The sequence below is a fragment of the Ruminococcus sp. 1001136sp1_2201st1_G3_2201SCRN_220225 genome, assembly GCF_040924365.1.
Lineage (GTDB): Bacteria > Bacillota > Clostridia > Lachnospirales > Lachnospiraceae > Blautia_A > Blautia_A faecis.
In genome coordinates this window covers 1-14,873 of the sequence record NZ_JBCOME010000080.1, presented here as the reverse complement: position 1 = coordinate 14,873, position 14,873 = coordinate 1, and the positions used below count along the sequence as shown (strand labels likewise).

The 14,873-nt window shown below is 41.3% G+C and carries 11 protein-coding genes and 1 tRNA gene; 10 read left to right on the top strand and 2 right to left on the bottom strand.

What is annotated here, in order from left to right; genetic code table 11:
- The first annotated feature begins 264 nt into the window (after positions 1-264).
- The 9 genes from AB5642_RS18330 (at position 265) to AB5642_RS18290 (ending at position 10,442) form a co-directional block, all read left to right on the top strand.
- Positions 265-1,032, top strand: a complete 768-nt coding sequence (locus AB5642_RS18330; RefSeq protein ID WP_173718482.1) for a transporter substrate-binding domain-containing protein — start codon at positions 265-267, stop codon at positions 1,030-1,032.
- A 326-nt stretch (positions 1,033-1,358) separates the two neighbouring features.
- Positions 1,359-2,012: an amino acid ABC transporter permease gene (locus AB5642_RS18325; RefSeq protein WP_148463066.1), complete on the top strand. Its 654-nt coding sequence runs from the start codon at positions 1,359-1,361 to the stop codon at positions 2,010-2,012.
- A 12-nt stretch (positions 2,013-2,024) separates the two neighbouring features.
- The gene (locus AB5642_RS18320) at positions 2,025-2,750 is read left to right on the top strand and encodes an amino acid ABC transporter ATP-binding protein (protein WP_148463067.1); all 726 of its coding nucleotides are present in this window, start codon (positions 2,025-2,027) and stop codon (positions 2,748-2,750) included.
- A gap of 185 nt (positions 2,751-2,935) precedes the next feature.
- Positions 2,936-4,030, top strand: a complete 1,095-nt coding sequence (locus AB5642_RS18315; RefSeq protein WP_173718481.1) for an alanine/ornithine racemase family PLP-dependent enzyme — start codon at positions 2,936-2,938, stop codon at positions 4,028-4,030.
- Between the two features lie 139 nt (positions 4,031-4,169).
- Positions 4,170-4,778: an AAA family ATPase gene (locus AB5642_RS18310; RefSeq protein WP_173718480.1), complete on the top strand. Its 609-nt coding sequence runs from the start codon at positions 4,170-4,172 to the stop codon at positions 4,776-4,778.
- Between the two features lie 3 nt (positions 4,779-4,781).
- Positions 4,782-5,966, top strand: a complete 1,185-nt coding sequence (locus AB5642_RS18305) for a YgeY family selenium metabolism-linked hydrolase (RefSeq protein WP_173718479.1) — start codon at positions 4,782-4,784, stop codon at positions 5,964-5,966.
- 184 nt (positions 5,967-6,150) lie between these two features.
- Complete coding sequence (locus tag AB5642_RS18300; protein WP_173718478.1) at positions 6,151-7,767, top strand: FMN-binding protein; 1,617 nt, start codon at positions 6,151-6,153, stop codon at positions 7,765-7,767.
- Between the two features lie 189 nt (positions 7,768-7,956).
- Positions 7,957-8,991: an ABC transporter substrate-binding protein gene (locus AB5642_RS18295; RefSeq protein ID WP_173718477.1), complete on the top strand. Its 1,035-nt coding sequence runs from the start codon at positions 7,957-7,959 to the stop codon at positions 8,989-8,991.
- Positions 8,988-10,442 carry a GGDEF domain-containing protein gene (locus AB5642_RS18290; RefSeq protein ID WP_173718476.1) on the top strand — a complete coding sequence of 485 codons (1,455 nt, stop codon included), beginning with the start codon at positions 8,988-8,990 and terminating at the stop codon, positions 10,440-10,442. The genes AB5642_RS18295 and AB5642_RS18290 overlap by 4 nt, the downstream gene beginning before the upstream one ends.
- Positions 10,443-10,652: 210 nt before the next feature.
- Here AB5642_RS18290 and AB5642_RS18285 read toward each other — a convergent pair whose 3' ends face one another.
- Both AB5642_RS18285 and AB5642_RS18280 read right to left on the bottom strand, forming a co-directional pair.
- A complete protein-coding gene (locus tag AB5642_RS18285; RefSeq protein ID WP_173718475.1) occupies positions 10,653-12,635 on the bottom strand; it encodes an alkyl/aryl-sulfatase in 1,983 nt (660 codons plus the stop codon).
- Positions 12,636-12,817: 182 nt separating this feature from the next.
- On the bottom strand, positions 12,818-13,609 hold the full coding sequence (locus AB5642_RS18280) for a LytTR family DNA-binding domain-containing protein (protein WP_173718474.1): 792 nt from the start codon (positions 13,607-13,609) through the stop codon (positions 12,818-12,820).
- 1,029 nt (positions 13,610-14,638) lie between these two features.
- On the opposite strand from AB5642_RS18280, the gene AB5642_RS18275 reads away from it, so the two are divergent.
- Positions 14,639-14,712, top strand: a tRNA-Arg gene (locus AB5642_RS18275).
- The last annotated feature ends 161 nt before the right edge of the window (positions 14,713-14,873 follow it).

The window sequence follows — 14,873 nt, the reverse complement described above, 5'->3', positions numbered from 1 at the left end:
ATCTACTGCCTTTTTAAGTTAAAGAGAAAACTGCGCCACAGCCTTCGCAGGCCATCGCGCAGCGATTTAGTTCAATTTAAGTTAAGTTATAAAACACAATCTCAAAGTTAATAAAAAAGCTCTTGACAACTTCGAAAAAAGCTCCTATAATGCAGAACTATCAAAAAGCAAACGAAACTACAAAGGCGTAGAACACTTCAATGTGTCTGCGCCTTTTTTGTTTCCAGGCTTAAAAACAATCTTTTTACGAGGAGGAAATCAACTATGAAAAAATTCAAAACAATTTCAATGGGACTGGTACTTACAATGGGACTGATGACTGGTCTTGGTGCAACTCAGGTATTTGCAGATGATCAGAAAGTTTACAAGATCGCATGTGACCAGGCATATGCTCCATTTTCCATTCAGCAGGATGATGGAAGTTATAAAGGAATTGATGTAGAACTTCTGGCTGCAATTGCAGAGGAAGAGGGTTTCGAATATGAGTTGACTCCTATGGATTTCTCAGGTATCATCCCGGCACTGGTTTCAGGAACAATTGATGGTTCTATTGCAGGAATGAATATCACAGATGAGAGAAAAGAGAGCGTTGATTTCTCTGATGGATATTATGAATCCGGTTCTGCACTGGTTGTAAATAAGGATGATGATTCCATTTCTGATTTTGATGATCTTAAGGGAAAAGTTGCAGCATGCAAGGAAGGAACTACCGGTCAGCTGTGGTGTGAAGATCATGCTGATGAATACGGATTTGAGACAACTGTTTATCCGGATTCTGTAAGTATGATGATGGCAGTTGCAAACGAACAGGCTGATTTCCTTATCGAGGATTATCCGGTAATCAGCTATCAGATCAAGATTGGTGAGCAGGAAAATCTGAAAGTTGCCATTGACGCAATCGAGGAAGCACCTCAGAATGGATTTGCTGTAAAGAAAGGCGAGAATGCTGATCTTCTTAAAATGTTTAACGAAGGACTTCAGAAAATCAGAGATAACGGCAAATATGATGAGATTATTGCTGAATATGAATAAAAAAGACAGACAGAAAGCTGCATAATAAAGCAATATTAAAGTCAACGGAAAATATATTTTTACTCATAACTGTAAGGTATTGAAATGTTATGGGCAGAAGAAATAATCATTGAAAAGTAAAAACTGAATCGTAAAAAGGCATTCAAGGGAGAACGCATATAAAAAGCGTTCTCCCTTGCACTTTTTACAGGAAAACAAACTTATTGAAAAATGGATGCTGTTTGCAGGTAATGTTGCGGAAAATATTTGGGCTGAATGGAGCAAACAGCAATAAAAGGAACTTTTAAAGGGAAACAAAAAGAAATCCGATAATAAAGAGGTACAATATGGCAGATTATTTTTCTAATTTTGTTGAATACTTTCCACGGCTGATGGAAGGTCTGAAACTGACAATTATAATAGCGATTTTTGGTATTCTCCTGGCGGTGGCGCTTGGTATTATACTTTGTATTTTTTCTATCAGCAATAGTCGTATCTTACAGAAGATTGCCAGTGTGTATATCACAATTATAAGAGGTATTCCGCTTATGATTCTGGCGCTTTTTTTGTATTTTGGCGTAATCAAAAACTCCCTGACCCTGGTGCTGGCTGCAATTATTATTCTGGGAATTAATGCTTCTGCATATATGGCAGAAATTTTCCGGGCAGGTATTCAGGCCATTGATTATGGTCAGATGGAAGCAGCGAGAAGTCTTGGTTTAAGCTATTTTCAGACTATGAGAAAAATTGTTCTTCCACAGGCGGTAAAAATTATGATCCCGTCTCTTATGAACCAGTTTATCAGCAGTCTGAAAGATACTGCAATTCTTTCCGCAATCAGTGTTAATGAGTTGACAATGACTGCCAAAACCATTATTGCAAGAAACTACAAAGCCTTTGAATTATATTCCTATGCCGCAATCATTTATATTGTATTGATTACAGCTCTGACATGGCTTTCCAAGAAGGTAGAGCGCAGACTCAGCTATGATAAACGTTAGGAGAAATGAATTATGGCAATTATCGAGGTAAAACATTTACATAAAGTATTTGGAGATCTGGAAGTTCTGAAGGACATCTCCTTTAATGTAGAAGAGGGCGAAGTGATTTGCCTGATCGGACCGTCCGGTTCCGGAAAATCCACCCTGCTCAGATGTCTGAACAAACTGGAAGAGAAGCAGGATGGCGATATAGTGATTCTTGGAGAAAATATTTCTGAGATTAAGAAAATCAATCAGTTCCGTGAAAATATCGGAATGGTATTTCAGCATTTTAATCTTTTTCCAAACTATACTGTGCTGCAGAATATGACTTTGGCACCAACTATGCTGAAAAAAATGTCAAAAGCGGAGGCTGTAAAAAAGGCAGAACAGCTTCTGGACAGAGTTGGATTGCTGGATAAAAAGGATGTGTATCCTGTAACCTTATCAGGTGGTCAGAAACAGCGTGTGGCAATTGCCCGTGCGCTTGCAATGAACCCGAAGATTATGCTGTTTGATGAGCCTACCAGTGCACTGGATCCGGAGATGGTTGGAGAAGTTCTGGATGTTATGAAAGAGCTTGCCAGGGAAGGTATGACTATGGTTGTGGTTACACATGAAATGGGATTTGCAAGAGATGTTGCGGACAGAATCATTTTTATGGATGACGGTTACATTGTAGAAGAGGAAAAACCGGAAGAAATGTTTGCACATCCGAAGACGGAAAGATGCAGGAACTTCCTTGCAAGTGTGCTGTAAATTAAAAATGAGTATCTATGCTCAGTCAATATTGTTATGAAAGCTGGCAGCTATGCACCATAGTGTGTTTTTATCTGCCGGCCTCATTTGAAATCTGTGGCATTAAATAAGTAAAAAACTGCAGTGGACAGGACGGCAGAAGAGTTTGGGCCACTCATATCATCTAATAAGGAGCGTGGTCAAAGTTGTATCCATGCATACATATCAATTTGGATAAAATTGCAGAGAATGCAAGAGTCATGAAAAATCTGACTGAAAAACATCATATAGAAATAACTGGTGTAACCAAAGTTTTTGGCGGCGAGGAAAGGATTGCTCAGACTCTGGTGAATCAGGGGATAAAAAGGCTGGGAGATTCCAGAATTGAAAATATCAGAAATTATGGAAATCTGTCTTGTGAAAAGTGGCTGATCCGTATGCCATCCATATCTGAGGCGAGAGAAGTGGTGCAGTTCTGTGATGTGTCGGTAAACTCTGAGCTTGAGACACTGAAAGCACTTAACCAACAGGCCATACAGTTGAAAAAGAAACACAAAGTAATTCTGATGGTGGATCTGGGCGATCTGCGTGAAGGCTATTTTAAAGAAGAACATCTGGCAGAAGCGATAAACTATGCAAAGCAGGCAAAGGGGTTGGATTTGTATGGACTTGGTACAAATCTGACCTGTTTTTCTTTTGTACAGTCTGATGAGGAAAAAATGAACCGGCTTCTTGGTCTGGCAAAGAAATACGATGCATCTGTATGTATCAGCGGTGGCAATTCTGCGACCATTCACCTAATGCTGGAAAATGGAATTCCGGAAGGAATCAATAACCTTCGTCTTGGTGAGTCCGTGCTGTTTGGCAGAGAACGGACAAACTATGAGTATTTGCCGGGAACCAGCAACGACGCATTTATCATGGAAGCTGAGATCATTGAATCTAAAGAAAAGCCGTCTATGCCGATCGGAAAGATTGGTGCGGACAGTTATGGTCATGTGCCTGTTTTTACAGACAGGGGAATTCGAAAGAGAGCCATCTGTGCCCTTGGCAGACAGGATGTTGACGTAGAAACCATGTGGCCGGTAGATGAAGGCGTGGAAATCATCGGAGCCAGCAGCGATCATCTGATTGTGGATGTGACGGATTGCGAGAAAGAATTTAAGACTGGAGACAGGATTTGCTTTCGTTTAGGTTACTTTGCTGTAATGCGTGCTTTTACCAGCAAATATGTGGAAAAGATATATGAAAAACAGGAGATAGAAAAGGAAAAAAACGAGAGCTTGTATAAGGTATCATAAGAATTACTGTTTGCAAGTAATGTTTCACGTGGCACTTTTTCAAACACGCTCTAACAGAAAAGCGAAAATATAATTTGTGCAAAATGAAAACAGTAGTTCGTAGAATTTTGAGAAAAACTTAAAATCCAGGAGGAAAATCATGGGAAAGCATTTTGTACTGACTATCAGCCGTGAATTCGGTGCAGAAGGTCATGAAATAGGAAAAGTACTTTCAGAACGTCTGGGAGTAAAGCTCTATGATAAAGAACTGCTTGCCAGGGCAGCTGCAAAATCAGGAGTGGATGTTAATTCTGTGTGTGGATATGACGAAAACGTGGAACGGCGTTTTATGGATCCTTATCTTGGAAACGGACGCATTAATTCTGCACAGGAGGATAAGCTTTTTCATCAGGAAGCACAGATCATGAGAGACCTGTATGCAAAGGAATCCTGTATCATCATAGGCAGGTTATCAGATTATGTGCTTCACGATGAGCCGGATGTATTGAGCGTGTTTATTTATGCTCCGGAGAGCTTTCGAATAGATAACATTATGAAAAAACATCACATTTCTGCCAAGGAAGCTAAGAAACTGGTAAGAAAAATGGATGCGGCCAGAGATAATTATTATCGTTTTTATTCTATGGGAAAATGGAGTCATAAGAAAAAGAAAGATCTTACCATAAACAGAGAGACTTTTGGAATCGAAGGCTGTGTAAAAATTCTGGAGGCAATGATCCGTACGAAGACGGACGAGGAGGAGCAATAGGCCATGAGTGAAAAATGGGACGAAAAAGTAATTGAGCTGGCCAAAAGTCTGATAAACTGTCAGAGCTATTCAGGACATGAGGATAAAGCGGCGGAAGCTTTAAAGGCGTATATGAAAGAGACCGGTGTTTTCGATGAGATAGAAACTGACTGCTACGGAAATGTGATCGGTCATATTAAAGGAAAAAATTCTGGTTCGAAAGTCCTGTTTGATGGACATATAGACACGGTTCCAGTTGGAAATTTAAAGGACTGGAAACATGATCCATTTCATGCAGTTGTTGAAGATGGAAAGCTTTATGGCAGAGGAGCTGCTGATATGAAAGGTGCGGTAGCCGCATTTACAGTTGCTGCGCATAGATATGCGGTGGAAAATGGGAAAAATTTTGCCGGAGATGTATATGTGGCCGGTGTTGTGCATGAAGAATGCTTCGAAGGTGTTGCTGCGCGAAAAATAAGTGAGAAAGTGAAACCGGATTATGTGGTAATTGGTGAAGCTTCTGAAATGAATTTGAAGGTAGGCCAGCGTGGCCGTGCGGAAATTGTGGTTGAGACCTTTGGCGTACCGGCACATTCAGCAAACCCGGAAAAGGGCGTAAATGCAGTATATAAAATGTGTGAGGCCATTCAGGCTATCCGCGAGATCGAGCCGCCTGTCCAGGATAAACTGGGAAAAGGAATCCTGGAGCTGACAGACGTAAAATCTTCCCCATATCCAGGAGCCTCCGTTGTTCCGGAATACTGCCGTGCAACCTATGACCGCAGACTTCTGGTAGGTGAAACCAAGGAAAGCGTGCTTCAGCCAATCATTGAAAAAATGGAAGAGCTGAAGAAAAAGGATCCGCAGTTTTCCTATAAAGTTTCTTATGCAGTGGGAAAAGAGGAATGCTACACCGGAGAAAAAATCCAGGGAGAACGCTTTTTCCCAGGCTGGCTGTTTGGCGCAGAAGAGGAGTGGGTAGCAAAAATAAAATCCGAACTGGAAAAAGAGGGATTTTCTCCAAAGGTAACTACCTACAATTTTTGTACAAATGGAAGCCATTATGCAGGAGAAGCTGGCATACGTACTATTGGAATGGGACCTGCAAGAGAAAATCTGGCACATACCATTGATGAGTATGCGGAGGTGGAAGATCTGATAAATGTGTCGGTGTGCTATGCGGGGATTATGAAGGCGTTGTTGGGATGATGTATAGCTTTCGGTAAAGTGAAGAAATAATGTGAAAATGATAGAAAAGGCATTCTTTTTTGAGTATACTATTACTTGGAAAGGAGTGCTTTTTTATGATTATTGATAGACTTTCGGTGTTTGTGAAATGGAAATTTTGGAAGCAGTTGAAAAAAGATAGCCTACAAAAAGAAGCAGCTAAAAAATGAAAAATAGAAAGAACAACTGGATAAAAATAGTTATCCAACTACTGTCGTTTATCTTAATCCCAGAACTGTTCGTAACAGGATTTACAGCTATTGGAGATATTTTTTCCCAGATCTATGCTGGAAGTATTTCCTGGGAGAGTGTCAGGTATTCGGTGTATGTACTAATCGCGACAGTGCCAGGAAGTGTACTGGTGGGGAGATTTTTTTGCGGATTTTTCTGCAGCTTTGGAGCTGTGCAGGATTTCTTGTGGTTTGCAGCGCGGAAGCTGGGAAAAGGCAGCTGGAGGCGGAACAGAAATCCAGAAATATACAAGAAAGCTGACAGAGTTCTGAAACTGGCAAAATATGGAGTACTTGTTTATTTTGTAATATTTATATGGAGTGGTGTTTTGACCTGGAAAAAGCAAGGTCCGTGGGAAATATTTGGCCAGTATATTGTGCCTGGACATTGGCCGGGAGTGAAGCCTTTGTGCTCGGTGGGGGGGATTTTACTCTTGGTGATTTTGGCAGGATCAGTGTTGGTAAAGAGATTCTTTTGCAGATATTTCTGTCCAATGGGAGCGGTGTATGCACTGATTTCCAGAGGTGCATTTTTGAAAATCGAAAAGCCCGGACGAGAATGCAGTGCCTGTTCTTTGTGTACTGCGAAATGCAGCATGGGAATTGATTTTACGAAAAAGGAACAAGTTACAGGTGGAGAGTGCATTGTGTGCCAGCAGTGCATTAGCTGGTGTCCGAAAGGAAATGCGCATTTTGGAATTAAATATGGAATGGTGATCGGAGTATTGCTCACGTGTGTGATGATTGGGGCTTCCCGGCTCCTTACGGCGAGAAGCTATACGAAGGATAGAAATATAGCAGGCGGTGTTGTTGAAGGTTTCAGATATAAAGACGGTACTTATACTGGAACAGGTGAGGGCTATCGTGGAGCGATGCGTGTCACTGTAAGTGTGGCGGACGGAAAAATAACCAGTCTTACACTGGATAGTTATGAGGATGACAAGTCTTATATGGAAAAAGCGAAAGCTGAAATCTTTTCTGCAATAATCGGACAGCAGAATACGAATGCAGATACCGTATCCGGTGCTACATATAGCAGTAAGGGGCTGATTCAGGCTGTACAGAATGCTTTGAAGGAGGCAGGAACTTCAGAGACTGTGGAGAATGGTTCTGATGATAAAGCTGCGGACAAGGCTGAATTTATTTCTGCAGGCCGCTTCCGGAACCTTGTCGATGGCGTATATACAGGATCTGCCGATGCCTTTCGTGGTGATGTAGAAGTTCAGGTTACTGTGGAAAATCAGCAGGTAACGGATATTTCCATCTTCTCATACTGTGACACAGAAGAATATTTTTTCAAAGCTGCGCCAGTTGTAATTGAAGAGATGAAAGAGGAACAAAGTCTGAACATTGATGCTGTCAGCGGAGCCACATACAGCAGCAACGGAATTATTCATGCCGTGGCAAATGCATTGGAGATTCCCGAAGATCAATATGCCGAACGTCCTGGCCGGAATCTGGCTGCCAAGAAGAAAAGCCATGGACATATTGTAAAACATGTAATAGAAAACCAGGAAGAGTATGAAAAGAAGGTTAAGGAGTATGAAAAATAGATAACAGAAATCAGAAACGGAGGATGCAGACTGGGAATCGTGATGAATAGACATTGACAGCCCTTATACATCAGGCATATAATATATCAGATATACACAAAAAATATATGCAAAAATGTAAAATATCTGGTAACTATTTAATATCTGCGCTGTAAGCGTTATAATTTTGGGTATAAGTACTGGGAAAAAATGAGACGAGCGAAAGCATATCTGTTGTTTTTTATGGGAGTGGCATCTATTCTGCTGGGAGGCTGCTCGGGTAGTTCGAAGGCAAACCTGGAGGAGGCAGCAGAGCAGCCCGCTGTGGTGGACTACACCTGTATTTCCAATCCGGAAAGCGATAAGAAAATCTATGTTATTCTGAAAAATTATCATGGTGCCTATTGGGAGAAAGTAATAGATGGTATAACAGAAGCTGCAAAAAAACTGGATGAAGCGGTTTATCTTGGTGGAATTGATAACGAAACTGACATTTCCGGTCAGATTGATCTGATGAACCAGGCTATGGAGCAAGGCGCTGACGGAATCCTGCTGGCTCCGGCAGATTCCAATTCACTGGCAGACAGCTGTCAGAAGGTACGGGAAAAGGATATTCCGGTAGTACTTATTGATTCTTCTATTAACAGCAGCGAATTTGACGCCTGTTACATGACAGATAATATAGATGCCGGAGAAATGGCAGCGAAAGAAATGCTGGAGTTGCTGTATGATGCAGGAAATTCACCGACAGACCCACTGGAAGTGGGAATCCAGTTGTCATCGGATAGTTCACAGGCAATGGTAAATCGTGTTTCCGGATTCCTAAATTTCTGGGCGGGCAATGCACCGGAGCAGTGGGAAATCGTTCAGGATATAAGAGTTAATGGTGGTGATACGAAAAAGGCACAATCGGATGCCGCTGTATTATTAAGAGAAAATGCAGATATAAAGGGCTTTTTCGGTTGCAATAACACATCTACTGTCGGCATCGTAAATACTCTTTTCGAAGAAGAAAGAACAGATGTGGTGCTGGTGGGTTTTGACCTGGCGGACGAAACGAAACAGATGCTTCAGAATCCGGAATATCATGCAGTGACTGTGCTGCAGAAACAGGATCAGATGGGATATCTGGGAATGCTTTCCCTGAATTCTCTTATAAAGGGAGAAAAATCAGAGCAGAAGTATTTTGATACCGGAGTCATTATGGTTGATTCTGATTACCTTATGGAGAATGCTGTCTCATGAAAGATCGAAGAAAAAATAAAACAAAAAGAAAAGTCCTGCTGGCTTTGTATCTGGCAGTCTGCCTTGTCATTATCGTGGCGGCATACTTTCACCTGAGCAGAATTGCGCGGAATTTCAATACAGAGCATCTGGAGCTGATCACAGGCCTGTACGCGGAAAAGATGAATGATTCTATGGAATATCTTCAGAACTATGTACAGGAAGATATAAAGATGATCCGGTCTATGGAAAATGCCCAGCCGGAGGAAATCCTGGAACAGCTGGAGAAAAATCTTGACAAGACTGTTTTCGGTGATATTGGTTTTATTATGAATGATGGCGAAATTTATGGCAGCAGCAGCTGCGCTGTTTCCGATATCAAAAAGAAGAAGCTGGATGAGGCGGCGTTGGCTTCAGATACTTCTTTTAACTCGGATCCTTACCAGTCCAGCAGAACTGGAAATATGACCATGACTGTTTTTGTGCCAGTAGGGGATACTTCACTGGTTCATACACTTTATGTGTCGATTATGATCGAAAATCTCAGACAGCTGGGTGAGTATGAGCTTCTTCAGGGCAAGATCAGCATTCATCTGTTAAAGGCCGATTCAGAAAATTTTATTACCTGTGTTAGTGACAATTCCGGCACGTCTGGCAGTTGGAACAATCTTTTGCTTCAGCAGAAGTATTTCCAGTATGATGCAGGTTATTCCTACAACCAGTGGATAAAGGACATGCGTTCCGGAAAGAAGGATGGGAGATTTTCCGCTATTATCAGAGGAGAGGAATCTACAATTTCCTATAGAAGTATTTCTGTTATGCCAGGCTGGTATGTGATCGTTGAACTGACAAATAAGAATATTTCTGATATTACCCAGCAGTTTTCCGCCTGGGGCGGAGTATATGGAAGTATTCTGGTAGGCTTCACGATACTGTACATGCTGACCCTTGTGCTGTTGGAGAAAAAAGATAAGAAAATATACATGGGATTGTCTACTACAGATCCTCTTACCGGAATTCTGAACCGTAGAGCTTTTCAGATTGCCGTGGAAGAAGAATTGCGTAAAAAAACGCCAGGCATCTTCATCTTTATTGATGTAGATAATTTTAAAATTTATAATGATACTTACGGTCATAACAATGGAGACTTCTGCCTGAAGCATTTTGCGAAAACTATGAAAAGCTGTTTCCCGGAGGATAGCATAATCGGCCGGTATGGCGGTGATGAATTTGTGGTTTACCTGAAGAATCTTACAGGGGAAATGGCGCGGACTTATATGGAAACGTTTCAGAGGATGATTTCGCAGCTTACACTGCCTACAGGAGAGGTTGTAGAGCTTTCAGCCAGCGCAGGCGGAGCTGCATTTCCGGAACAGGGAGAAGACGTTATGTCTCTTTGTAAAAGCGCAGATATGGCTTTGTATAAGGTGAAACAGAATGGGAAAGCTGATTTTAAAATGAAAGGAATGTAAATGAAAGGATCCCGGCAAGGTCGAGGCTTGTTAGCCTTCTACCTTGCGAGGGATCCTTTTTTACTTGATAAATGTATCCTGTGGAAATATTAATTCACGTTTGCCGGATCAATCTCTGTAATGGCTGGTGCCGCCCAGGTGTCCAGTGCATCCACATCCTACGCGATTGGTATAGTTATTTACAAAACCATGTTTTTCTACGTAAAAATTTTATGGCTCGATAATATTAAAATATTTATACTCTGAGGTAACCGTAACTGCATCCATTAATCGTGTCAGGCAGGTCTCATCACCCTCCTGCTGGATCAAAGCTGCAACATTTTCCGCGTTTTTCTGAATAATAGACAGCAGTCCGGCACGTTTGGTAGTCCATGTCACATCAGCATCCGCATCCTGTGTATCTTTCTGATAAAGAAGTACGCCATTTTTCACGCGGAGTACATAATTACCTTCCGGCAATATAAGATTTGCTGTAAACGTCAGATCCGGAACCTTCGTTGTATCTACAAGAATTCCCAGATAATCCAAAATCATTTCAGGTGTCATATGTAAAATAACATCACCGTTACCATTGCCTCGCGTTGCATCATCGGTATTTGTACCGTTTCGCAGCTCCTGTGCCGCACAAAGGTAAGCACTGCGCCATGGACCGGATTCTGCCTGATACCCCAATTGCTCTAATGCATCTGCACAAAGATAACGTGCATCCATATTTTCCGGATCAGCAAAAACCAGCGTATTGGTAATCTGGGCAACCCACTGATATTCTCCCTTTGCAAAATCTTCTTTTGCTTTTTCAAGAACCGCATCTGTGTCATCGAAATATTCTACCAGCTTTTGTGCATAATCCGATGGTGTAAGTTCAGCAAGATGGACAGGATTACCGTCATACCACCCCATGTATTTCTCATATACTGCCTTCGAATTATGAGAAACTGTGCCATAATACTGACGGGTATACCAGACTTTCTCCAACTCCTTGGGAAGCTGGATCATATTAGCAATCTCTGTCTCCGTATAACCTTCATTAATGTAAAGCAATGTCTGGTCGTTAATAAACTTATACACAGCTGCAGTATTGGTCATATATTCCTGAATAATATCCTTTCCCCAATGTGGCCAGTTATGAGACTGGAATACTACATCTGCCTGATCACCATAAAGTGCCAGAGATTCCATAATGTACTCTGCCCATGCGTTTCCGTCACGTACCTGGGCTCCGCGGAGTGTATACAGGTTGTGGAGTGTTCCTGTACAGTTTTCAGCCATCCACAAAGCATTTTTCGATCCAATCCAGAAGTTCATCTCCGCCGGTGCTTCGGTACCCGGAGTAAGCTGAAATTCAATTTCCACTCCATCAATAGTATGCTTCTCACCGGTTTCTGTGATTTCAAGTGTAGGAGAAATATAACTTGTACTGCCCCTGGACTGCCCCATGCCAATACCAATGGCAAGAGCTCCTGTTTCACTGGCCTCAAGCATGGTTCCATACTGATAGCTTGCTCTGCGCCCCATGGCAGTACCTGCATAAATATTCTCGCTGACAGCATGCTTCTCAAAGCCCTCCGGTGCAATTACCTGCACATCACCGGATTGTACATCTTCTTCTGAAATAATTCCCCTGACTCCACCGAAATGATCAACATGGGAATGGCTGTAAATCACTGCCTTTACAGGAAAAGTGCCCAGATTCTCTTCCACCAGGGAAAAAGCCGCTGCCGCACATTCCATGCTCATCAGTGGATCTACTACAATCCATCCCGTATCACCTTTTATGAAGGTGATATTTGACATGTCATAGCCACGCACCTGATAGATTCCATCGGTTACTTCAAAAAGACCATAAATATGATTCAGCTGTGTATCTCTCCAAAGACTTGGATTCGCTGTATCCGGAGCATCCTGATCCAGAAAAGCATATGCCGTCTGACTCCATATAAGCTTCCCGTTCTCATCATAAATATCCAGAGTATCCGGAGACGCAATCAGACCTTTTGTAGCATTTTCAAACTCCTCAGTATCCTCGAAATCCAGCAATGCATAAACTTCCTGATTTGCATCAATGGTATACTGGGTGGCTGGTTTGCTTTCTGCTGTTAATTCTGATGCGGCAATTGCGGTGGAACTGCCACAAACAGCCATAGTAAGTGCCAATGCAGCGGTAGTCAAAGTAACTGCTTTTTTTCTTTTCATGATACGTTTTCCCCCTTGTTCTGCAAAAAAATCAGATATTTTCTGCTGTAAATCTTAATTGCTTGCAAAAAACAATATCTAATAAAAATATAGCATGAATGTATCAGGGGAACAATCGAATTATAGAGAAATAACATTTCTATTGCGGTAAATCAACCTAATAAGCGGTAAAACGACATTTGTTATTTAGAGGAATTACTTTTCATGGAAACTTCAACCAATCTGACCAGATGATTTTCTTCACTTATAGATTTCATTTTGTCTGCATTAAACAAAATGCATCCACAGTGTCCCGGAAATGTAGGAAAACATATAATTTTCAGATTCGTATCTATTTCAGGACTATAATCCATGATTTCCAGTGTTTCACCATACAAGGTGGCACGTTCATAAACATGAAGCCATTTTGCGTCCATATTGGAAAAAAGACTGGAAAAGGAACTTCCGATCATCTTGTCTAAGGGCTGCTTTTCCAGGGCAGCTAACGCTTCATTCCCATAGCGGAAGATCCAGTCCACTGCCTTTTTTTCTTCATTGAATACCATTTCTATATCCGTGAATGCAAAAGGGAGAGCATCACATATTTTATAATATTTGCGATATTCTTCTGCTGTCAGCGGCAGCTTTTTTTTACTGATTTTTGCAATTATAAGCTCCTGATTTTTCTGCAGTTCTTCTCTGAGCACCCTTTTTTTACGTTTTGTATAGCAAATTTTCTCACCATTAGACAGCAAAATCCTGTCTCCAATATCACTGATTGCAGATACAGCTACCATACAGCCACGTTTTACCTCAATAAATTCTTCATTCAATTGTTTCTTTAATTCTTTCAGTGTCATTCGGCAACGATACACGTTTCCATCAAACATATGAATCCTGCAATGATCATCTGACATGATCACATAGAGAATGTCTGCACATCGGATCGCGATCTTCGTGCGATTGAAGGTTACTGTAATGAATTCCTGCTGCATGGCTGAGGTCTCCTTCTGGTAATTAAAAATCTATTTGAAAAATACAACTTTTACTATTCTAGCACTGTGCCAAAGCTCTTACAAGTATACAGATGCCAACCGTATAGTGCATCAATTTATATTTCAGAAGTGGTAACTGCTTCGTGATGCACATCTTGTAGAAAGCTTTTTTCAAACATGCTCTAACGAACAGTAACCATTGTAAGGGCGGAACAGAAGAAAAGTCTTGTAATTTGTGTGTAATTATAGTACAATTGAAGCTACAGATTTGTCCTGTTAGTTTAATGGATAGAACAAGTGCCTCCTAAGCGGTGACCAGAGTTATCGCCTCGGCGTATAACAGAAAAATGAATTTGAGTTCGATTCTGTTATGTGATGTCACAATTAAGAGGACATGCGTTTTTGGAAAAGGCGATAGCTTCATACCAAAAAATTTCATCATATAAGATTGATTCAGCTGACGCAAGTCAGTTTTAAATCATAAAATCCAATGCCGTTGAAATGGCTGAAAACCTTGATTTTAAGCCAAAAATCCGGTATTAGTCCTGTTAGTTTAATGGATAGAACAAGTGCCTCCTAAGGTAGAACCATGGCGGAACCCTTTTGAAGAAAAAGGGTAGCGTTTGAGGGTCACTTAAGGAAGCGAAATCTGAAAAATCAGAAGAGATAAGAAAGAGATAGTTCATCACAGAAGTGATAGAATTATAGATGATGGCAGCCGGAGCCAAAGGGTCGAAAAAGCCCGGAAATACGGCATTTGTCTCCTTAGTTAAATGGATATAACGGGGTCCTCCTAAGAGAAAGCCGAGGCATTCCCCAAAGGGAAAAATGAAAAACAACTTTCAGTTCGAATCTATTCTGAAAAATGCTAAGGGTGACAACAAAGCATTCCCCCAATTGGGGAGCGTTCTAATGTTACCAACTCGAAAAAATCTGTAGATTGACAACTCGAAAAAGAGTTGATAATCTTATATATGGCCGAAGGGAAAAATCCCAGAAACCCAGTAAAATCAAGGGGTTGCGGCATGTGTCCATATAGCTCAGCTGGATAGAGCACTCGCCTCCTAAGCGAGGGGTCGGAGGTTCAAATCCTCTTATGGACGGGCTTCAAAGCGTTCGAAAATGTTAGCTGGATTAGCTGACAACGAACGCTTTTGTTATTTTCTAATCACGTTCGTGACATAAAATTCCATTCAAAATGATCAATTTCCAGCTAACGCAATCCGATTTTTGTTAGCTGACAGCTAATCAAAATTACCGGTCT

Coding starts and splice junctions, on each gene's coding strand:
- AB5642_RS18290 (WP_173718476.1), top strand. CDS start 8,988: ATGAAAGATCGAAGAAAAAATAAAACAAAAAGAAAAGTCCTGCTGGCT.
- AB5642_RS18280 (WP_173718474.1), bottom strand. CDS start 13,609: ATGCAGCAGGAATTCATTACAGTAACCTTCAATCGCACGAAGATCGCG.
- AB5642_RS18330 (WP_173718482.1), top strand. CDS start 265: ATGAAAAAATTCAAAACAATTTCAATGGGACTGGTACTTACAATGGGA.
- AB5642_RS18285 (WP_173718475.1), bottom strand. CDS start 12,635: ATGAAAAGAAAAAAAGCAGTTACTTTGACTACCGCTGCATTGGCACTT.
- AB5642_RS18305 (WP_173718479.1), top strand. CDS start 4,782: ATGAGTGAAAAATGGGACGAAAAAGTAATTGAGCTGGCCAAAAGTCTG.
- AB5642_RS18300 (WP_173718478.1), top strand. CDS start 6,151: ATGAAAAATAGAAAGAACAACTGGATAAAAATAGTTATCCAACTACTG.
- AB5642_RS18320 (WP_148463067.1), top strand. CDS start 2,025: ATGGCAATTATCGAGGTAAAACATTTACATAAAGTATTTGGAGATCTG.
- AB5642_RS18325 (WP_148463066.1), top strand. CDS start 1,359: ATGGCAGATTATTTTTCTAATTTTGTTGAATACTTTCCACGGCTGATG.
- AB5642_RS18310 (WP_173718480.1), top strand. CDS start 4,170: ATGGGAAAGCATTTTGTACTGACTATCAGCCGTGAATTCGGTGCAGAA.
- AB5642_RS18295 (WP_173718477.1), top strand. CDS start 7,957: ATGAGACGAGCGAAAGCATATCTGTTGTTTTTTATGGGAGTGGCATCT.